This is a genomic window from Rhodococcus sp. TAF43, assembly GCF_052113525.1.
Lineage (GTDB): Bacteria > Actinomycetota > Actinomycetes > Mycobacteriales > Mycobacteriaceae > Prescottella.
Map to the genome: position 1 here is coordinate 25,812 of NZ_JBFRDL010000003.1, position 18,950 is coordinate 44,761.

Sequence of the window (18,950 nt, forward strand, 5' to 3'; positions counted from 1 at the left end):
TCCCCTCCCTCCCCGCGATTTGCGCACTTATCGGTGCCGTCGGGGCCCCGGGAACACCGATAAGTGCGCGAATCGCGGGACGGCGGTTGTGGATAAGTCGGTGCGAGGACGGATTCGGGCCCGGTCGGTCCGGCAGGGTGTCCGAACATGAGGAGACCGGAACTGCCCGAGGTGTTCCTGGGCGTGGACGCGGTCCGCGACGGGGCCCTGACGGCGATGGAGCTTCGCGGCCCGCGCGTGCGGCGGCTGTTTCGCGGCGTGTACTGCCCGAGCGTCGTCCGCGACAGCCACGAGCTCCGGTGCCGGGCGGCCGCGCTCACCGGGGAGGGGACGCTGGTGCTGACCGGACGGTCCGCGGCGGTCGTGCGGGGCGTGCCGCTCGCCTCGACGTCGGACCCGGTGGAGGTGATCGCGCTGCCGGGGCACCGTGTCAACCGGCGTCCGGGGCTGCAGGTGCGCCGCGTCGCCATCGATCCGTCCGACCACGAACCGTGGGATCGCATCGCGATCGCCCGGCCCGAGCGGATGACGTTCGACGTCCTCGCGACCGGTGCGCTGGTCCGCGCGGTGGCGGACGCGGACCGGATCCTGGGCGCCGGGATGACGTCCCGCACGGGCATGGAGCGCTACCTGGACGGCCGACGCGACCACGGCGTCGTCCGAGCGCGTGAGGCGCTGGCCCTCACCGACCCGCGCGCCGAGTCGCCCAAGGAATCGGAGTTGCGGGTCCGCCTGTGTCTGGCCGGTCTGACACCGACTCCGCAGGTGGAGATCCACGTCGACGGGCGGTTCGTCGCGCGTGTCGATCTCGGCTTCGAGGAGGAGCGGGTGGCCGTCGAGTACGACGGGCGCTGGCACGGTGAGAAGTTCGCCCTCGCCCGGGATCGCGACCGTCAGAACCGGCTGCGCGCGGCCGGATGGGAGATCGTGTTCGTCACCGCCGAGATGCTCGTGGATCCGGTCGCGGTCGTCGACCTCGTCGACGGCGCCCTGCGTCGTGCACGTCGACGGCACTGACGGCCGACGTTTTGCGCACTTATCGGTCTTCCCGGGGCCTGCCCGAGACCGATAAGTGCGCAAAACGCGGAGGCGACTACCGCGGCCGGCGCAGGCCCAGGCGGGCGGCGGAGCGGCGGTTGCCGCCGGGGGCGCGGCGGATGGCGCGGCGCTCGGACGGCTTGATGTCCCAGGTTTCGGGGCGCGCGGCGACCCAGCGCTTGGACCGGACCGCGAAGGGGATGTGCACGAGGTAGACGGCGACGAGGACCATCAGCAGCATGTACGGGTAGGTGACCAGGGCGGCTGCGGCGAGGGCGACGAGCGCGAGCAGTCCGGCGGCCATGCGGCCCGGCACCGATACGGACTTCATCGCCAGGGTGGGGATGCGGCTGACGATCAGGGCCGCCGACAACAGGGTCCACACCGTGACGACACCGATCGACGACCACCAGCCGTCGCCCCACTGGATGTAGGCGGCGAGCGGGGTGAGGGCGATCAGCGCACCGGCCGGTGCGGGGACGCCGACGAAGAAGTCCTTCGTGTACGCGGGCACGGTGTCGTCGTCGAGCAGGGTGTTGAACCGTGCCAGGCGCAGCACGATGCTCACCGCGTACAGCAGCGCGATGATCCAGCCGAAGTTGTTGCCGTCGAGCAGTGTCACGTACAGCACCAGGGCGGGGGCGACGCCGAAGGAGATGGCGTCGGCCAGCGAGTCCAGTTCGGCGCCGATCTTGCTGGTGGCGTCGAGCATCCGGGCGATGCGTCCGTCGAGCGAGTCGAGGACGGCGGCCGCCCCGATCATCGCGAGCGCGGTGCCGAGTTCGCCGTCGAGCGCGAACTTGACCGCGGACAACCCGCTGCAGAGCGCGAGGATCGTGATCATGCTCGGCAGTAATCGGACCGCGTTCCGTCCGCTGGGGCGGGGCGGTCTCACGACAGTTGCGCGAGGACGGTCTCGGCGCCCACGGTGCGCTGGCCGCGCTCGACGAGCAGCGTGGTGCCGGCCGGGAAGTACGTGTCGACCCGCGAACCGAAACGGATGAGTCCGTACGTGTCGCCGATGGTGAGCTTGTCGCCTTCCTTGGCGTCGCACACGATGCGGCGGGCGAGCAGGCCGGCGATCTGCACGACGGCGACGTCGTGGCCGTCGGCGGTCTCGAGGAGCATGCTGTTGCGCTCGTTGACCTCGCTGGCGTCGGCCAGGTCCGCGGACAGGAACTGTCCGCGCTGGTGGACGACCTTCTTCACGAGTCCGGCGACGGGCGTGCGCTGGACGTGGACGTCGAGCACCGACAGGAAGATGCTGACGCGGGGCAGCGGCTGGTCACCCATGCCGAGTTCGGCGGGCGGAACCGCGCTGTCGACGAGCGCGACCTCACCGTCGGCTGGGGCGACGACGACACCGGGCCGGTTGGGCGGCACTCGGTGCGGGTGACGGAAGAACGTGGCGCACGCTGCCGCGGAGGCGAGGCCGGCGCGGCGCACCCACTTGCGGTTGCGCCCCACCGCTGCGACCGCGAGCGGGGCGAGCACGAACGGCAGGCCGGCGGGGTGCAGCGGCGGGACGGCAGCCTTGACGAGGCCGATGACGTGGCCGACGCCGGTGGGCTGGGGGGTACCAGGGGGTGTCGGTCGACGTGCCACGAGCTCCTCTTACCTGTTCGGGTGATGCGGCGTTCGCCGCACGTGCTGGTACAGGCTACGTGAGTGCCGCGAACCGGTGGGTCGCGATGTGCTAGCGGGGCCCGACGGCGATTGCCTCGGCCTCGCTCTTGATGCGCGCGAGCGTGGTGTTCATGCCGACGATCATGTCGGCCTCGAAGGCCTCCGCGCCGCCGAGGACGGTCTTGATCAGGAACTGCGACAGCTGGCTCGTGCCGGTGGGGGCTTCGCGGCGCTCGACGACGCGGGTGCCGGTCTCGGTGGCCTCGAGGGTGTACGACCAGATGGTGCGGTTCTCGGCGATCCGGAACGCGATGGCCTTGTTGGGCTCGAACCGGATGACCTTGGCGGTGGTGGGCCACACCAGGAAGCCCTTGCGGTTGAGGTTGAACGTCTTGGTGCCCTCGCGGACCTCGCCGGAGACGCGCATCTTGCGGCACTGCGGGCTCCACTCGCCCATGCGCTTCAGGTCGGAGACGATCGTCCACACGTCCTGCGGGGTGGCGGCGATCTCGATGGTTGCTTCGAGGGTGTTCGTCACGGTCCGGCTCTCCAGTTCGAATTAGGTGGTACAGGAGGTCACGCGTACCCGTGGATCCTAGGCCCTGACACCGGCGGTGTGTGCGGCAGGTCACTCACGGGCCTGGATTTCGCATCCCCGGCGCGGCCCGGCGCTCGGCCGATACCCTCGAATCCATGAGCCGTGTCGAGGGCGTTCTGTTCGACATCGACGGTGTGCTCGTCACCTCGTGGCAACCGGTGCCCGGTGCCGTCGAGGCGCTCGACGAGCTGCGTCGCCGCGGAGGTGTTCGTGCCTTCCTCACGAACACCACATCGAGGACGTGCGACGAGATCGCATCCGAGCTCGCGACCGCGGGGTTCGACGTGCGGCCCGACGAGATCGTGACCGCGGTCCGGCTCACGACGGAGTACCTGCGGTCGACCTATCCGGGTGCCCGCGTGATGCTGCTCAATCACGGCGACATCCGTGCCGACATGGAAGGCGTCGAGTTCGACGACGTCGATCCCGAGGTGATCGTCCTCGGCGGGGCCGGAGCCGAATTCACGCACGAGGCCCTCAGTCGGGTGCTGGACTTCATGGTCGCGGGCGTGCCGGTCGTGGCGATGCATCGCGCGCTGATGTGGTCGGAGTCCGACGGCCTGCGGCTGGACACGGGCGCGTATCTGCCGGGGCTGGAGGAGGCGTCGGGCTCGCGGATCGTGGCGGTCGGCAAGCCGTCGCTCACGGGCTTCCTCACCGCGGCGGAACTGATGGGTGCGGATCCGGCGGCGACGGTGATGGTCGGTGACGACTTCCGCGGCGACGTGCTGCCGGCGCAGCGGGTGGGCATGGCGGGGGTGTTGGTGCGGACGGGGAAGTTTCGGCAGCCGGTCCTCGATCTGGCGGTCGATCGGCCCGACCATGTGATCGATTCGGTGGCCGATCTGCCGGCGCTGCTGACCGAATTCGGGTGACGCGCCGACCTACTTCGGTTCGCTATCGAAATCCCTGGCATCCGGGACGTGAACGGGTACTGTCTCGGGCACGCCCGGCGGCACTCCCGGAGCCTGCCCGGCGCTCCCTTTTCCGTTCGTGAAGGAGTCTCGATGTCGACCGTTTCCCGCCTGCGTGCAATTTCCGATCTCGGTCGCCGGATGACCCGGGCTGCGGTGATCGCTGCAGCGGGAATCGGTGTGGCAGCGGGTGTTTCGATGATCGGCGCGGGTACGGCTGCGGCGGCGCCGGTGGCATGCCTGTCGCCGGGCACGCCCAACGACATCCAGGTCTCGGACTACGCGAGCTGTGGCGCCCAGGCGTTCGAGCAGGGCGTGGCCCGCTCCGCCGCGATGGACAGCGGCACGGCGGTCTCCGTCGCGCAGGACCTCGGTTCGTCGAACAGCCTCGCGACCGGTTTCGGCACCGCGCTCAGCGCCTCGCGCGGCAACGGTCAGTCGCTTGCGCTGGCGATCGGCGGCGGCATCGCGCACTCGTGGGCCGACGACGGCTACGCGACCTTCGCGGTCGCCGGTTGGGGCTCGGGCGCGACGGCCGAACAGGGCGGCGTCAACTGCGTCGGACCGCTGTCGTTCGCGTGGAATCTGAAGACCGGCCAGACCTGCCTGGGGTAGACGCGACGCAGGGGTGACGGGCGGGTGGTGTTCGCCGTCGGCGGAGACCTCCCCGCGACGTTGCACTCACCCCCCTCGAGTGCTAAGAATGCACTTGGCACTCGCGACTCGTGAGTGCCAGGTCGGGACGGTGAGACCGGGAACCTAGACACCCCTGGTCGTCCGTCGCGGGCACCGAGCCTGGCCGGAAGCGTAAATAGGGCGATCCGACGAGCGATCGTCCTGTGTGTCACCCCCAATCCGGAGGATCACTTCGCAATGGCCAAGATCATCGCGTTCGACGAAGAGGCACGTCGCGGCCTCGAGCGTGGCCTGAACAGCCTCGCTGACGCCGTCAAGGTGACGCTGGGACCCAAGGGTCGCAACGTCGTGCTCGAGAAGAAGTGGGGCGCCCCCACGATCACCAACGACGGTGTTTCCATCGCCAAGGAGATCGAGCTCGAGGACCCCTACGAGAAGATCGGCGCCGAGCTGGTCAAGGAGGTCGCCAAGAAGACCGACGACGTCGCTGGCGACGGCACCACCACCGCCACCGTCCTCGCTCAGGCGCTCGTCCGTGAGGGTCTGCGCAACGTCGCTGCCGGCGCCAACCCGCTGGGTCTGAAGCGCGGCATCGAGAAGGCCGTCGAGGCCGTCACCGCCAAGCTGCTCGACACCGCCAAGGAGGTCGAGACCAAGGAGCAGATCGCTGCCACCGCCGGTATCTCGGCTGGCGACTCCACCATCGGTGAGCTCATCGCCGAGGCCATGGACAAGGTAGGCAAGGAAGGCGTCATCACCGTCGAGGAGTCCAACTCCTTCGGCCTGCAGCTCGAGCTCACCGAGGGTATGCGCTTCGACAAGGGCTACATCTCGCTGTACTTCGCGACCGACGCCGAGCGTCAGGAAGCGGTCCTCGAGGATCCGTACATCCTGCTGGTCAGCTCCAAGATCTCCACGGTCAAGGACCTGCTGCCGCTGCTGGAGAAGGTCATCCAGGCCGGTAAGCCGCTGCTGATCATCGCCGAGGACGTCGAGGGCGAGGCCCTCTCGACCCTGGTCGTCAACAAGATCCGCGGCACCTTCAAGTCCGTCGCCGTCAAGGCTCCGGGCTTCGGTGACCGCCGCAAGGCGCAGCTCGCCGACATCGCCATCCTCACCGGTGGCGAGGTCGTCAGCGAAGAGGTCGGCCTGTCCCTGGAGACCGCCGGCATCGAGCTGCTGGGCCGCGCCCGCAAGGTCGTCGTCACCAAGGACGAGACCACCATCGTCGAGGGTGCCGGCGACGCCGACGCCATCGCCGGTCGCGTCAACCAGATCCGCGCCGAGATCGAGGCGTCGGATTCGGATTACGACCGCGAGAAGCTGCAGGAGCGCCTGGCCAAGCTGGCCGGTGGCGTTGCTGTCATCAAGGCCGGCGCTGCGACCGAGGTCGAGCTCAAGGAGCGCAAGCACCGCATCGAGGACGCCGTCCGCAACGCGAAGGCTGCCGTCGAGGAGGGCATCGTCGCCGGTGGTGGCGTGGCTCTGCTGCAGTCCGCTCCGGTCCTGGACGACCTGAAGCTGGAGGGCGACGAGGCCACCGGTGCCAACATCGTCAAGGTTGCCCTCGAGGCTCCGCTCAAGCAGATCGCGTTCAACGCCGGCCTCGAGCCCGGCGTCGTCGCGGAGAAGGTCCGCAACCTGCCCGCCGGCAGCGGCCTGAACGCCGCCACCGGTGAGTACGAGGACCTGCTCGCTGCGGGCATCAACGACCCGGTCAAGGTCACCCGCTCGGCGCTGCAGAACGCTGCGTCGATCGCGGCTCTGTTCCTGACCACCGAGGCTGTCGTCGCCGACAAGCCGGAGAAGGCCGCTGCTCCCATGGGCGACCCGACCGGTGGCATGGGCGGCATGGACTTCTGATCTGACGATCGGAAAGCCTGAGCTCAGGTAAGACGAAGAAGCCCGGGACACCTTCACGGTGTCCCGGGCTTCTCGCATTTCTCGATCACTCGCCCGGCATGAGCATCCACGCCGCGAGGTAGATCAGGGCGACGGTGCCGAACGAGATGAACGCGCCGACGACGGCGGCAACGCGAACGAGGTTGACGTCGATGCCGAAGTACTCGGCAACGCCGCCGCACACGCCGGAGAGCATGCGCTGGCTGCTGGAACGGACGAACTGTCGGGGCGAGTCGCTGTAGGTCATGACATCGAGTCTGGTTCGCGCAGGCGCCGGAAACCATCGGGATTCCCCCGGATCTGCACCCTGATCTTTGCTCTCGGGGTCACCCCCGGTGGGCCCGGATCGCGGCGATGACCGGTGCGAACGTGTCGGCGTGGGGTTCGTGGACGGTGAAGTGGTTGAAGCCGTAGCGGTCGCGGTTCGCCGCGACCTGCCGGGCCATCTCGTCGACGGTCCCCAGCAGGACGAAGGGCGTCTCGAGGATGTCCTCCACCGCCATGACGTCCCCGAACCTCCGGGCGAGTTCGGCTGCGGCCGAGGCCCGGTCGTCGGTCTCGATCACCACCTGCACCAGGATCTGCCATTCGATCCGGGCAGCCCGGTCGCCGGCGCATCCACGCGCGTAGCGGACGCGCTCGTCGGTCTCGGCGGCGGTCGCGATCCGGAACGTGCCGGGTGGTTGCCCGGCGATCTGGAAGGCCCCGGCGACCCCGACGACGTCGGCCTGCTGCGCCGCCAGACGCAGGACACGATCGCCGGTACCTCCGACGATCAGCGGTGGCCCGGAGCCGTCGAATCCGCGGCGCTGCACGGGCCGCAGCACGGGCATGCCGAAGTTCGCCCGCATCGCGGCCTGCTGCTCGAAGCCGTCGGACCGGAACCGGCGACGCAGTTCCTCGACCGTGCCGGCCAGCCGTTCGGTGCGGACTCCGAACGGCTCCCACGCGATGCCGGCCTCGTCGAACTCCCACTTCATGTGCCCGGCCCCGAGCCCCACCTCGAGCCGGCCACCGGTGAGGATGTCGGTGGTCGCGATCTCGCGTGCGAGCAACGTGGGATTCCAGAAGCCGACATTGAGCACGAGGGTGCCCACCCGGAGGCGGTCGGTGGCGGCAGCGGCGGCGACCAGGAGCGGGAACGGTGACGGCGCCCCCAGATGGTCCGCGGCGAAGATGGCGTCGTAGCCGTTGTGCTCGGCGCGCCGGCACGTGGCCACGAACTCGTCCCGTGAAGCGATGCCGAAGACGTTGTGCGAAAACCGAAACCCGGTCATCTCGTCAGGATGCCAGCGCGCAGTCGTTCGCGGGCCGGACCCGCGGGAGATCCGTTTGCCGGGCCCCGCGGGCCGAGGGGGCATAGGCTCGGACTCGTGGCGGAGACCGTGCCGATCCAGATGCCCGACGGGACGACGACGCCGGTGCGGCTGTTTCCCGGACCGGAGGGTGCGCCGGTGGTGGTGATCGTGCCGGGTCTCGGCATTCCCGGCGCGTTCTACGACCGGTTTGCGAATTCTCTGGTGGAGCAGGGCTTCTGCGCCGCGACGTGCGAGCTGCGGGGCCAGGGCGACAGTCGGCCGCGGCCGAGCGCGTCGAGCACGTTCGGTTACCAGGAATTGGTGGCGGTCGATCTGCCGGCGATGTTCGAGGTGGTGCGCGAGCGGTTCGACGAGAGCACGCCGTTCCTGTTGGGCCACAGCATGGGCGGGCAGCTCGGGGTGATGTATGCGGCGCGGATACGGGGACGCCTCGGCGGGCTGATCCTCGTGGCGTCCGGTTCGCCCTACTATCGGGGATTTCCCGGAACCCGGTCGCCGGGTGTGCTGCTGGGGTCGACGGCCATGTCCCTCACCGCGAGCGTGGCCGGGTTCTGGCCCGGCGACCGCTTGGACGTCGGGGGGTTCGGGCGGCAGTCGCGGGTGCTGATCTCGGACTGGTCACGCTTCGCGCGCACCGGACGAATCGAACCGTCAGGGTCGGATATCGACTACGAGGAACGTATCGGACGATTGAAGCTGCCGGTGCTGTCCATTTCGATCGAGGGTGACGAACTGGCGCCRCGCAGTTCCTCGAAGAACCTGTTGGACAAACTGTCCGGCTCCGACGTCACGACCTGGCACCAGCCGGAAGAACTGGGACATAACGGGTGGATTCGGACGCCGGACAGCACTTCCGAGCGGATCGCGCGGTGGATTCGGGATCACTCTTGATTTCACCCTCATATTTCATCCCGGGTATGTGTCAATGTGGTGCTGTTGCCGTGTCCCGACCGTTATATTGACCGCAGCGCTTTCGCTCCGGGGGCGCCACACCACAAGAACCGCAGGGAGTTTTCCATGGGCTCGACTGAGATCCTCACCGTCCTCAATGCCGTCACCTCGATCGTGAAGGCTCTGAACTCGCTCGGCACGGCCAGCTCCTCTGGCACCGGCGCCTCCGGCTCGCTCGACACCGCCTCGCTCAGCTCGCTCAGCGCCTGAGTTTCGCTCTCGAACGTCGAGAAGGCGGCGACGGTGCATACGCACCGTCGCCGCCTTCTTCGTGTTCGGAGTGTCGCGGCGGCTCAGACCCCGAGCGAGGCTGCGAGCGTCGGCCACGACTTGGGTAGTTCGTCGCGCCAGTACGCCCAGGTGTGGACTCCCACCGGGTTGTAGACGAAGGTGGCCGGGATCCCGAGGGAACGCAGCCGGTCGTCGAGTTGGTGGGTACAGAAGTTGGTGACCGCCTCGATCGGTCCGCCCTGTGTGACGAGCGGGATCAGGTCGGGGTTGCCCAGGTTCTCGTTGGGGCCGGGCAGCCCGGTGGCCGTCGAGACGTACATCGTGGTGCCACGCAGCTTCTCGGCATTGATGACGACGTCGTGCTCGGCCCACTTCGGATCGGTGAACGGGCCCCACATGTTCGTGATGTCGCCGCCGTAGCTGGAGACGACGAGCCTCATCTGGGTCTGGCCGAGATCACCGGTGGTCTCGTAGCAACCGCTGTAGGCGGCCACTCCGCGGTACAGGCCGGGCGACCGCATCGCGAGCATCATCGCGGACTGCGCACCCATCGACAGTCCGGCGATGGACTGGATGCCGTTGCCGTCGAACCGATCGTCGATCAGTGGGGGAAGTTCCTCGGTCAGGAACGTCTCCCACTTGTAGTTGCCGAGGGCGGGGTCGGGCTGGTCCCAGTCGGTGAAGTAGCTGGCGCGGCCGCCGGTGGTCAGGACGACGTTCACCGGCTTGTCCTCGAAGAACTCGACCGCGTTGCCCTGTGTGGTCCAGTTGCTCGTTCCGGGTGCGGCGGACCGTCCGTCGAGCATGTACAGGGTGGGCCGGGACGCGGAGGTATCGCGGGGCAACAGCACCTGCACCTCCTGCTCGGACTGCATCGCCGGGGAGTACACGAACACCCGCACCCAGCGATCGGTGATGTTCTCGATGCGGGTGATGTAGGCGCCGTCGGACCGATCGGCGGACGCTGGATCCGTCTGCGCCGCAGCCGGATTCGGAATGCCTCCGGCCGTCGCGGTCGGCGCGACGCCCAGCAGTGCGCCCACGACCGTGGCGGTGACGAGGGCCCCTGCTCCCAGTTGCCGCAGCGACGGGCGTGTGATCGCGTCGGATCTCATGTGGCAGCTCACTTCCGGTTGTTCGATTCCGGGCGCATGGTAGCCGAGGAAGGGAAACGTTCGGAGGTCATCGGGCAAGCCTGTCCCACAGGAACGTGTACGTGAGGGCCGACTTGAATGCGGCCTGCGCGTTGTCGGCGGCGCCGCCGTGTCCGCCCTCGATGTTCTCGTAGTAGTGGACGTCGTGGCCCTCCGCCTCGAGTCGGGCCGTCATCTTGCGGGCGTGCCCGGGATGGACGCGATCGTCGCGGGTGGAGGTGGCGATGAGGATCGGCGGGTACGACCGGTCGGCCTCGGTGTTCTGGTACGGCGAGTACTCGGAGATGAAGGCCCAGTCGTCCGGGTTGTCGGGGTCGCCGTACTCGGCCATCCACGACGCGCCCGCGAGCAGCAGGTGGTAGCGCTTCATGTCCAGCAACGGCACCTGACAGACGATGGCGCCGAACAGCTCCGGGTACTTGGTGAGCATGATGCCCATCAGTAGTCCGCCGTTGCTGCCGCCCTGCGCGCCGAGCCGGTCGGCGGTGGTGATGCCCCGAGCGACGAGGTCGCGGGCCACCGCGGCGAAGTCCTCGTGCACCTTGTGCCGGCCGTCGCGCACCGCCTGGGTGTGCCACTGCGGGCCGTACTCGCCGCCGCCTCGGATGTTCGCGACCACGTATGTCCCACCGCGCTGGAGCCACGCGGTGCCGTTGATGCCGCTGTAGCCGGGTGTCATGGAGTTCTCGAAGCCGCCGTAGCCGTACAGCAGTGTCGGGCCGGCGGGCGTCCCGTCGCGGCGCACCACGAAGTAGGGGATGCGGGTGCCGTCGGCGGACTCGGCGAAGTGCTGCGCGACAGTCAGTCCGGTGGGATCGAAGAACGCGGGCGCCGACTTGAGGGCCTCGAGCGGGCTGCCGACGGTGCCGGAGAACAGGGTGGCAGGGGTGAGATAGCCGCTGGAGTTGAGGAAGAAGTCGTCACTCTCGCGCGGGTCGGTGTCGATGATCTCAGTGGACGTGAGCTCTGGGAGACCTTCGAGCGGGGTGTTCACCCAACCGCTCTCGCCCGGGGTGAGCACGTACACGTGCGACTGGACGTCGGAGAGCGTCACCATCAGCAGGTGGTGCCGCGTCCATGCGTACTGCTCGAGCGACGTGTGGTCGTCGGGCAGGAACAGCGTGGTGAGCTCACGCGAGCCGGCGAGATAGTCGTCGTACTTCGCGGCCAGTAGTGCGCCGGCCGGGTAGGTGACATCGCCGACGGTCCACTCGGAGCGGGTACGGATCAGCAGCCACTCCCGGTACGCCGAGATCCGCGCGTCCTCGGGGGTGTCGATGCGGACGAGGGTGTCGTCGCCGCGCACCTGGAAGCGCTGCGACGTGTAGAAGTCGATCGCCCGCTCGACGAAGCTGCGCTCGAATCCCGGCGTGCTGTCGTGCCACGCGGAGATCGCGACGTCGGACTGCTCACCCTCGAAGATCGTGACGGCGTCGGCCAGGGGGGTGCCGCGGTGCCACCGCTTCGCGAGGCGGGGGTAGCCGGAATCGGTGAGGGTTCTGTCACCGAAGTCGGTTCCGACGTAGACGCGCTCGGCGTCGATCCACCCGATGTCGGTCTTGGCCTCCTCCACCCGGAATCCGTCGGCGGTGTCGTCGAAGGCGAGGGTGGTGAGGTCGAATTCGCGGACGACGACGGCGTCGGCGCCGCCGCGGGACAGACTGATCAGTGCCAGGTTCTGTTCGGGCCGCAGCACCTGCGCACCGGACCACACCCAGTTCTCACCCTCTCGCGCGGCGAGTTCGTCGACATCGACGAGGATCTCCCATTCCGTTGTGTCGCTGCGGTATCGGTCCATCGTCGTGCGGCGCCACAGGCCACGGACGTGTTCGGCGTCGCGCCAGAAGTTGTAGAGGTACTCGCCGCGTCGGCGGGAATACGGAATGCGCGCATCGGTGTCGAGAATTGATCGAATGTTTGATTCAAGTTGCTCGAATTCGGTGGTGCCGGAGAATTCGGCGACGGTCTTGTCGTTGTGTTCGCGGACCCACGAGAGTGCGTCGTCGCCGGTGACGTCCTCGAGCCACAGGTTTGGGTCGTCGGCCGGCTCGGGCGTGGAAGGGGAGTGCGTCATGGGTCCATTGTGATCGGTACTGCGACGTGCTCTGCGCGACGACGAGCGGTCGCTCCCGAAGTGCCTGCCAGCGGCCTTGTCGGTGGACCGGTGGCGGGTCGGACGGCGGCTCGGAGCTGATCGGATTACGACGTGACCGCAGCTGGYGGACGTCCTGGACCTGGCACGCCCGGGGGGTGACCGTGGGGGTGAATTTTCAGACATCCTGGACGGCTGACCAGATGAGGTAACGAAAACGCGTACAGAACGATGCCTCCTAGTTTATCTTTCGATCACGGTCGAATAAAAGCGATCGTCTTCCCGGCCAGACGCCAGGAGGGGCGGCACACCACGGCCGCGCCGCCGACGGAGTCGCAATGGGCGGGTTGTCTTGGGAGTTCGAAGGTCCGGGGTAGCGGGGTCCCCCGGCGCCGGCGAAGTCCCAACCCCGATCTGAACAAGATCACGCACCAATCACAATGCAAGACACAAACTCCCTCGAAAGGCACTGAGAATGAACCTCGAGCAGATCATCGCCCTGATCACCGGCTTCATCGGCAACGTTGTGAACGCCGGCTCGGTCACCGACATCAGCTAGTTCGTCGCACTAGCTGTCACACAACCACCACGAAAGTAAGGAAACAGAATGAACCTCGAGCAGATCCTCTCCGCCATCACCCTCTTCATCGGCAACATCGTGAACTTCGGTTCGGTCACCAACCTCAGCTGACGCTGAAGTTCCGAGAGAACCAAGAAAGGCGACTGCAATGAATCTGGACGCAATCGACCTCGGCTCGCTGGCCGGGGCGGCCACGGGTTCCATGTCGGGCCTGCTCGACGTTCTCCTGAGCCTCAGCCGGGGCAGTGTCTTCGGCGGAAGCACCATCGGGGACCTCGGGAGCGCTATCTCGTTCAGCTGAGCATTCGCATCTTCGACCCCAGTCGCCACCGGCGGCTGGGGTCGCAGGTGTGTTCGGGGTCATCCCCCGCAGATAGTGAACTTACTTCGGAGTAAGCACCATTCCGGGACACGGATTCGGGGCGGGACTAGGCTAGGGCCTCGTGACCTCACACTATGACGTCGTTGTCCTCGGAGCCGGTCCCGGTGGGTACGTCGCTGCTATCCGCGCGGCACAACTGGGCCTCAAGACCGCCATCATCGAAGAGAAGTACTGGGGCGGTGTCTGCCTGAACGTGGGCTGCATCCCGTCCAAGGCGCTCCTCCGCAACGCGGAGCTGGCACACATCTTCCATAACGATGCCAAGACCTTCGGCATCTCGGGAGACGTGACCTTCGACTTCGGCGCTGCGTTCGACCGCAGCCGCCAGGTCGCGGACGGCCGCGTCAAGGGCGTTCACTTCCTGATGAAGAAGAACAAGATCACCGAGTACGAGGGTCGCGGCAGCTTCACCGACGCCAAGACCATCGTGGTGAGCAAGGCCGACGGGTCCACCGACACCGTCACCTTCGACAACGTCATCATCGCCACCGGCACCAAGACCCGGCTGCTGCCGGGCACCTCGCTCAGCGAGAACGTCGTCACCTACGAAGAGCAGATCCTCACCAAGGACCTGCCGGGCTCGATCCTCATCGTCGGTGCCGGCGCCATCGGCATGGAGTTCGCCTACGTCCTGCACAACTACGGCGTCAAGGTGACCATCGTCGAGTTCCTCGACCGGGCCCTGCCCAACGAGGACGAGGACGTCTCCAAGGAGATCGCCAAGCGCTACAAGAAGTACGGGATCGACATCAAGACCTCCACCGGGGTCCAGACGATCACCGACAACGGCGCTGCCGGCGTCACCGTCACCATGGCCAAGAACGGCAGCGACCAGGTCGAGACCGTCGTCGTCGACAAGGTCCTGCAGGCCATCGGCTTCGCCCCGCAGATCGAGGGCTTCGGCCTCGAGAACACCGGCGTCCAGCTCGAGCGCGGTGCCATCGCGATCGACGAGCGCATGCGCACCAACGTCCCCGGCGTCTACGCCATCGGTGACGTCACCGCCAAGCTGCAGCTCGCGCACGTCGCCGAGGCGCAGGGCGTCGTCGCCGCCGAGACCATCGGCAACGCCGAGACGATGGAGCTGGGCGACTACCGGATGATGCCGCGCGCCACGTTCTGCCAGCCGCAGGTCGCCAGCTTCGGTCTCACCGAGGCGCAGGCCAAGGCCGAGGGCTACGACGTCAAGGTCGCCACCTTCCCGTTCACCGCGAACGGCAAGGCGCACGGCCTGGCCGATCCCAACGGCTTCGTCAAGCTGATCGCCGACAAGAAGTACGGCGAGCTGCTCGGCGGCCACCTCATCGGCCCCGACGTCTCCGAGCTGCTGCCCGAGCTGACCCTGGCCCAGAAGTGGGACCTCACGGTCAACGAGCTCGCGCGCAACGTGCACACGCACCCCACGCTCAGCGAGGCGCTGCAGGAGGCCATCCACGGCCTCGCCGGCCACATGATCAACTTCTGACGGTTCACCCGCCGCAGAAGCTAGTCCGCGAGAAGCCCGCACAGGATTGTGCGGGCTTTCTTGCCCTCCGGGATCGGGAGCAGCGGGTAGACGTGGATCATCTCCGGCTCCTCGTGGAAGTCCAGTGACAGCCCGGCGTTCGCAGCGAGCGGGGCGAAGCGTCGCGCGTCGACGTTGAGGATGTCGCGGGTGCCGGTGAACAGCGTGATCGGGCCGAGGCCGGTGAGATCCCCGCCGAGTGGGCTCACCCACGGATGGTCGCGGTCCAGGTCGCCGCGGTAGGCGTCGGCGGCCACGGTGAACCCGTCCGGATGCAGCCACGGGTCCCGCGGCGCCACCTCGAGGATCTCCGGGTGCGAGCCGGTCGCGTCGAGCCACGGGGAGATCAGCGCGGTGTGGGCGGGGGAATCCACGCCGCGGTCACGCAGCGCGAGGGCGACCGCCAACGCGAGCCCGCCGCCCGCCGAGTCGCCGGCCACGATCACCGGCTCGCCCCGCGCCGCGAGCAGTTCGGCCAGGTCCGCCGACGCCGACACCACGTGCTCCGCTGTCCCCCGCGGCGCGAGCGGGTAGATCGGCACCGTCACCGACGCCCCCGCGGACGCCAACTGGCCCACCAGTTTCCAGTGGTGCCGGGTGATCTCCCGGATGTAGGCGCCGCCGTGCAGATACAGCACCCGCGCCGACGGCGCCCGGCCGCGCGGCGCCACCGTGAACATCGGCCAGCCCGCCATCGAGGTGGAGGCGGCGACGTCGAGTGTGCGTCCCAGCGACGACGGGGGCGCGAACGGCTTCGGCTGGGCCTGCAGCGCCGCGATCTCCCGGCAGATGTCGTCGGCGCTTGGGCGACGTCGGCCCAGCAGCGCGATCGCCAGCGGCGTGGCCCTGCTGGTCAGGCTCGGCATCGGCCACCCCTTGGTCTCGAGCTCAGTGTCGTCGAATCAGCGCGCGTCGTACCGATTCTGGGCCGCGGTGATGTCCGGCAAGTGCGATTCGAGCAGATCGATGAGACCGGTGAGGCGTTCGGCGATCTGCTCGCCCAGGGGGGTGAGGCTGTATTCGACGTTCGGGGGGATGGTCTCGCGTACCTCCCGGTGTACCAGGCCGTCGCGCTCGAGCTGTTGCAGCGTCTGCGCCAGCATCCGTTCGCTCACCCCGTCCACCCGGCGGCGCAGGGCCCCGAACCGGTACGGACCCTCCGCGAGCGCGGCCAGCGCGAGCGTTCCCCACCGCCCGGTGACGTTGAGCAGTGCGCCGCGCGAATGGCAGCCGCGCGCGAAGACGTCGGCCTCGAGGGTCGGGTCGTCGAAGGGCTGGTCGGCGGTACTCACGACGTCGAGGTTACTACCAGCCCGAACCTCAGTGCTGACAAAAACGCTTGCACTTACGAAAAATAAGTGCATCATGGTGGGTGAACAAATCATTGAAGGTTCAACCCTGGGAGTTCTCATGACCATTGCCGTCACAGGCGCCACCGGACACCTCGGCCGGCTGACCATCGACGCCCTTCTGCGCCGCGGCGTCCCGGCGTCCGACGTCGTCGCCGTCGTCCGTAATCCGGCCAAGGCCGCCGAACTCGCCGGACAGGGAGTGCAGGTCCGGACCGCCGACTACGCCGACCGTGCCGCGCTCGAGACCGCACTCGCCGGCGTCGACAAGCTGCTGCTGATCTCGGGCAGCGAGGTGGGCAGCCGCGTGCCTCAACACATCAACATCATCGACGCGGCGAAGGCCGCCGGTGTCGGCCTCGTCGCGTACACCTCCATCCCGGACGCGCCGAACAACACGCTCCAGCTGGCGCAGGAGCATCAGGTCACCGAGCGTCTGCTCGCCGAGTCGGGTCTGAACCACGTGCTGCTCCGCAACGGCTGGTACTGGGAGAACTACACCAACGATCTCGCCGGCACCGCCGAGCGCGGTGTCCTCGCCGGCAGCGCGGGAGACGGCCGGGTCGCGGGTGCCGCGCGTGCCGACTATGCCGACGCCGCCGCGGCCGTCCTCACGTCCGACGAGAACCAGGCCGGCAAGGTGTACGAGCTCGGCGGCGACGAGCACCTGACGTATCCCGAACTGGCCCGGGCCATCTCGGACGTCACCGGCAAGCCCGTCGAGTACCGGGACCTGCCTGTGGAGCAGTACCGGGGGATCCTCGAGTCGGCCGGGCTGCCCGCGCCCGTCGCGGCGGTCCTCGCCGACGCCGACGCCGGCGTCGCGACCGGTGTCCTCGATGTCACCGGCGGCGACCTGCAGCGGCTCATCGGCCGCGCCTCCACCCCGCTCGAGACCGTGCTGCGCGCGGCGCTCTGAGCCGCCCGCTCAACGGCTGAAGGGTCCCTTCGCGCGCGCGCCGGCAGCGCGTGAAGGGACCCTTCAGCTTCGGGGCGGGGAGGTCAGTGCATCCCGACGGCGCCCTCGGTGGGCAGGTCGCCCTTCTTGGCGCGCACCAGGATCACGACCAGCGGGCTGATGATCGCGATCAGCACAGCGGCCCAGCCGAAGGCGTGCGCGTAGCCCGACACCTCGGTGCCGAACACCCAGTCCATCACCTTGCCGACGAAGTCCTGCGCGGGCTGCGGCAGGGCCGCGATCTGCTCGGGCGTGAGCGGCGTCGCGTTCGACAGGTCCGTCGGGATGGCGTCGGCCGGGAAGCCGGGCGGCGGAGTGGGTGCCGGGTTGTCGGCCTGGAACGCACTCTTCGCGGACGCGTACACCGTGGTGAACAGGGCCGTGCCCAGCGCGCCACCCACCTGCAGCGTCGCGTTCGCCAGGGCGCTGGCGGCACCGGCGTCGTGGTTGGGGACGCCGAGCAGCGCCAGGTTCTGCATCGGCACCATCAGCAGGCCCAGGCCGAAGCCGAAGATCGCCAGACCGGGGAACACGTGGGTCCAGTACGAGGTGTGCACCTCGATCTGGGTGAGCATCAGCAGGCCGACGGCCGCGACCAGCGGGCCGACGGTCATCAGCGGCTTGGGGCCGATGCGGGTGGTGAGCTGAGCCGCAATGGTGGACGCGATGACGATGAAGACGGCCATGGGCAGCGAGCCGACACCTGCCATCACCGGGCTCAGACCCATCACGATCTGCAGGTAGAACGTGAGGTACAGCGTGCCGCCGAGGAGTGCAGACCCCACCAGCGCCGATCCGATGAACGCGGCGCCGCGGTCCCGGTGCCACGGAACACTCAGCGGCAGCAGCGGATTCGCGGTGCGCCGCTCGACCAGTACGAACGCGACGAGCGCGACCAGGCCGATGCCGATGAACAGCAGGGTCTGGGTCTCGAGCCAGCCGTGCTCGGCCTTGGTGAAGCCGTACACCAGCGAGCCCAGGCCGATCGCGACCAGGACGGTGCCCGGCAGGTCGTAGCTGGTGTCGCCGTGCGCCTTGGTCTCCTTGACGATCGGCAGCGTGACCGCGATCGCGAAGAGCGCGACGGGCACGTTCACCAGCAGGCACCAGCGCCAGTCGACGTACTGGGTGAGCACGCCGCCGAGCAGCAGGCCGATCGCGGCGCCGCCGCCGGAGATTGCACCGAACACCGCGAACGCCTTGGCGCGTTCCTTCTCCCCGACGAACGTCGTGGTGAGGATCGCCAGCGCGGCCGGCGCGAGGAGAGCCGCGAAGACGCCCTGACCGGCGCGCGCGGCGAACAGCTGCATCCCGTTCTGCGCGAAACCGCCGACGGCCGACGCCACCGCGAAGCCGGCCATGCCGACCATGAACGAACGCTTGCGACCCCAGTAGTCGGCGATGCGTCCGCCCAGGAGCAGCAGCGCGCCGAACGCGAGCGCGTAGCCGGTGACGACCCACTGGCGGTCGAGGTTGCTGATGCCCAGTTCCTTCTGGGCGTCGGGCAGTGCGATGCTGACGATCGTGCCGTCGAGGACGACGGTCAGCTGCGCCAGCGCGACGATGCACAGCACGAGCCAACGGCGCTCGTGATTGGGGTTGTCAGTCGGATTGCTGCTGAGGGGTGCGTCGGGACTCGAGGTCACCTGGACGTCTTGGGACATGCGGTTCCTACCGGATCGGGGCACGGACGACTGTCACGGCCGAACGGGGCGA

The 18,950-nt window shown here is 68.4% G+C and carries 19 protein-coding genes; 9 read left to right on the top strand and 10 right to left on the bottom strand.

Going from position 1 to position 18,950, the window contains the following annotated elements; all coding sequences use genetic code 11:
- Positions 1-147 precede the first annotated feature (147 nt).
- The gene (locus tag AB4Z09_RS02620; protein ID WP_174912790.1) at positions 148-1,017 is read left to right on the top strand and encodes an endonuclease domain-containing protein; all 870 of its coding nucleotides are present in this window, start codon (positions 148-150) and stop codon (positions 1,015-1,017) included.
- Positions 1,018-1,093: 76 nt separating this feature from the next.
- On the opposite strand, the gene AB4Z09_RS02625 is transcribed toward AB4Z09_RS02620, so the two are convergent.
- From AB4Z09_RS02625 to AB4Z09_RS02635, 3 genes are all read right to left on the bottom strand, one after another.
- Complete coding sequence (locus AB4Z09_RS02625; protein WP_114718611.1) at positions 1,094-1,882, bottom strand: CDP-alcohol phosphatidyltransferase family protein; 789 nt, start codon at positions 1,880-1,882, stop codon at positions 1,094-1,096.
- A gap of 47 nt (positions 1,883-1,929) precedes the next feature.
- Positions 1,930-2,643, bottom strand: a complete 714-nt coding sequence (locus AB4Z09_RS02630; RefSeq protein WP_174912785.1) for a phosphatidylserine decarboxylase — start codon at positions 2,641-2,643, stop codon at positions 1,930-1,932.
- A 91-nt stretch (positions 2,644-2,734) separates the two neighbouring features.
- Positions 2,735-3,202 carry an SRPBCC family protein gene (locus tag AB4Z09_RS02635; RefSeq protein WP_114718613.1) on the bottom strand — a complete coding sequence of 156 codons (468 nt, stop codon included), beginning with the start codon at positions 3,200-3,202 and terminating at the stop codon, positions 2,735-2,737.
- A 155-nt stretch (positions 3,203-3,357) separates the two neighbouring features.
- On the opposite strand from AB4Z09_RS02635, the gene AB4Z09_RS02640 reads away from it, so the two are divergent.
- From AB4Z09_RS02640 to groL, 3 genes are all read left to right on the top strand, one after another.
- Positions 3,358-4,137, top strand: coding sequence for an HAD-IIA family hydrolase (locus AB4Z09_RS02640; protein WP_114718614.1), 780 nt, complete (start codon positions 3,358-3,360; stop codon positions 4,135-4,137).
- Between the two features lie 132 nt (positions 4,138-4,269).
- Positions 4,270-4,791 carry a DUF6764 family protein gene (locus tag AB4Z09_RS02645; protein ID WP_442239131.1) on the top strand — a complete coding sequence of 174 codons (522 nt, stop codon included), beginning with the start codon at positions 4,270-4,272 and terminating at the stop codon, positions 4,789-4,791.
- A 258-nt stretch (positions 4,792-5,049) separates the two neighbouring features.
- Positions 5,050-6,675, top strand: coding sequence for a chaperonin GroEL (gene groL / locus AB4Z09_RS02650; protein WP_114718616.1), 1,626 nt, complete (start codon positions 5,050-5,052; stop codon positions 6,673-6,675).
- An 85-nt stretch (positions 6,676-6,760) separates the two neighbouring features.
- Here the strand turns inward: groL and AB4Z09_RS02655 are convergent, their stop codons facing one another.
- A complete protein-coding gene (locus AB4Z09_RS02655) occupies positions 6,761-6,961 on the bottom strand; it encodes a PspC domain-containing protein (protein WP_174912779.1) in 201 nt (66 codons plus the stop codon).
- 79 nt (positions 6,962-7,040) lie between these two features.
- On the bottom strand, positions 7,041-7,991 hold the full coding sequence (locus AB4Z09_RS02660; RefSeq protein ID WP_174912776.1) for a TIGR03621 family F420-dependent LLM class oxidoreductase: 951 nt from the start codon (positions 7,989-7,991) through the stop codon (positions 7,041-7,043).
- A 120-nt stretch (positions 7,992-8,111) separates the two neighbouring features.
- On the opposite strand from AB4Z09_RS02660, the gene AB4Z09_RS02665 reads away from it, so the two are divergent.
- Together AB4Z09_RS02665 and AB4Z09_RS02670 are read left to right on the top strand one after the other, a co-directional pair.
- On the top strand, positions 8,112-8,924 hold the full coding sequence (locus tag AB4Z09_RS02665) for an alpha/beta hydrolase family protein (protein WP_114718952.1): 813 nt from the start codon (positions 8,112-8,114) through the stop codon (positions 8,922-8,924).
- Positions 8,925-9,050: 126 nt separating this feature from the next.
- Positions 9,051-9,194, top strand: a complete 144-nt coding sequence (locus AB4Z09_RS02670; protein ID WP_174912773.1) for a hypothetical protein — start codon at positions 9,051-9,053, stop codon at positions 9,192-9,194.
- A gap of 83 nt (positions 9,195-9,277) precedes the next feature.
- Here AB4Z09_RS02670 and AB4Z09_RS02675 read toward each other — a convergent pair whose 3' ends face one another.
- Both AB4Z09_RS02675 and AB4Z09_RS02680 read right to left on the bottom strand, forming a co-directional pair.
- Complete coding sequence (locus AB4Z09_RS02675) at positions 9,278-10,330, bottom strand: alpha/beta hydrolase (protein ID WP_174912770.1); 1,053 nt, start codon at positions 10,328-10,330, stop codon at positions 9,278-9,280.
- A 67-nt stretch (positions 10,331-10,397) separates the two neighbouring features.
- Positions 10,398-12,443, bottom strand: coding sequence for a prolyl oligopeptidase family serine peptidase (locus AB4Z09_RS02680; protein ID WP_174912767.1), 2,046 nt, complete (start codon positions 12,441-12,443; stop codon positions 10,398-10,400).
- Between the two features lie 746 nt (positions 12,444-13,189).
- On the opposite strand from AB4Z09_RS02680, the gene AB4Z09_RS02685 reads away from it, so the two are divergent.
- Positions 13,190-13,342, top strand: a complete 153-nt coding sequence (locus tag AB4Z09_RS02685) for a hypothetical protein (RefSeq protein WP_174912764.1) — start codon at positions 13,190-13,192, stop codon at positions 13,340-13,342.
- Positions 13,343-13,484: 142 nt separating this feature from the next.
- Complete coding sequence (gene lpdA, locus AB4Z09_RS02690; RefSeq protein ID WP_174912762.1) at positions 13,485-14,888, top strand: dihydrolipoyl dehydrogenase; 1,404 nt, start codon at positions 13,485-13,487, stop codon at positions 14,886-14,888.
- Positions 14,889-14,908: 20 nt separating this feature from the next.
- On the opposite strand, the gene AB4Z09_RS02695 is transcribed toward lpdA, so the two are convergent.
- Both AB4Z09_RS02695 and AB4Z09_RS02700 read right to left on the bottom strand, forming a co-directional pair.
- Entirely contained in the window at positions 14,909-15,793 is an 885-nt protein-coding gene (locus AB4Z09_RS02695; protein ID WP_442239132.1) for an alpha/beta hydrolase fold domain-containing protein, read from the bottom strand.
- A 36-nt stretch (positions 15,794-15,829) separates the two neighbouring features.
- Positions 15,830-16,219, bottom strand: a complete 390-nt coding sequence (locus AB4Z09_RS02700) for a winged helix-turn-helix transcriptional regulator (RefSeq protein WP_114718623.1) — start codon at positions 16,217-16,219, stop codon at positions 15,830-15,832.
- Between the two features lie 118 nt (positions 16,220-16,337).
- Between AB4Z09_RS02700 and AB4Z09_RS02705 the strand changes: the two genes are divergently transcribed.
- Entirely contained in the window at positions 16,338-17,195 is an 858-nt protein-coding gene (locus AB4Z09_RS02705) for an SDR family oxidoreductase (RefSeq protein WP_442239133.1), read from the top strand.
- Between the two features lie 83 nt (positions 17,196-17,278).
- Here the strand turns inward: AB4Z09_RS02705 and AB4Z09_RS02710 are convergent, their stop codons facing one another.
- Positions 17,279-18,898 (bottom strand): MFS transporter, encoded by a 1,620-nt coding sequence (locus AB4Z09_RS02710; protein ID WP_174912753.1) that lies wholly within the window; start codon positions 18,896-18,898, stop codon positions 17,279-17,281.
- Between the last annotated feature and the right edge of the window lie 52 nt (positions 18,899-18,950).

Bases quoted from the DNA above. Each gene is read 5' to 3' on its own strand.
- AB4Z09_RS02655 (WP_174912779.1), bottom strand. From the start codon at position 6,961: ATGACCTACAGCGACTCGCCCCGACAGTTCGTCCGTTCCAGCAGCCAG.
- AB4Z09_RS02685 (WP_174912764.1), top strand. From the start codon at position 13,190: ATGAATCTGGACGCAATCGACCTCGGCTCGCTGGCCGGGGCGGCCACG.
- AB4Z09_RS02640 (WP_114718614.1), top strand. From the start codon at position 3,358: ATGAGCCGTGTCGAGGGCGTTCTGTTCGACATCGACGGTGTGCTCGTC.
- groL (WP_114718616.1), top strand. From the start codon at position 5,050: ATGGCCAAGATCATCGCGTTCGACGAAGAGGCACGTCGCGGCCTCGAG.
- AB4Z09_RS02695 (WP_442239132.1), bottom strand. From the start codon at position 15,793: ATGCCGAGCCTGACCAGCAGGGCCACGCCGCTGGCGATCGCGCTGCTG.
- AB4Z09_RS02620 (WP_174912790.1), top strand. From the start codon at position 148: ATGAGGAGACCGGAACTGCCCGAGGTGTTCCTGGGCGTGGACGCGGTC.
- AB4Z09_RS02675 (WP_174912770.1), bottom strand. From the start codon at position 10,330: ATGAGATCCGACGCGATCACACGCCCGTCGCTGCGGCAACTGGGAGCA.
- AB4Z09_RS02680 (WP_174912767.1), bottom strand. From the start codon at position 12,443: ATGACGCACTCCCCTTCCACGCCCGAGCCGGCCGACGACCCAAACCTG.
- AB4Z09_RS02645 (WP_442239131.1), top strand. From the start codon at position 4,270: ATGTCGACCGTTTCCCGCCTGCGTGCAATTTCCGATCTCGGTCGCCGG.
- AB4Z09_RS02705 (WP_442239133.1), top strand. From the start codon at position 16,338: ATGACCATTGCCGTCACAGGCGCCACCGGACACCTCGGCCGGCTGACC.
- AB4Z09_RS02710 (WP_174912753.1), bottom strand. From the start codon at position 18,898: ATGTCCCAAGACGTCCAGGTGACCTCGAGTCCCGACGCACCCCTCAGC.
- AB4Z09_RS02660 (WP_174912776.1), bottom strand. From the start codon at position 7,991: ATGACCGGGTTTCGGTTTTCGCACAACGTCTTCGGCATCGCTTCACGG.
- AB4Z09_RS02670 (WP_174912773.1), top strand. From the start codon at position 9,051: ATGGGCTCGACTGAGATCCTCACCGTCCTCAATGCCGTCACCTCGATC.
- AB4Z09_RS02625 (WP_114718611.1), bottom strand. From the start codon at position 1,882: ATGATCACGATCCTCGCGCTCTGCAGCGGGTTGTCCGCGGTCAAGTTC.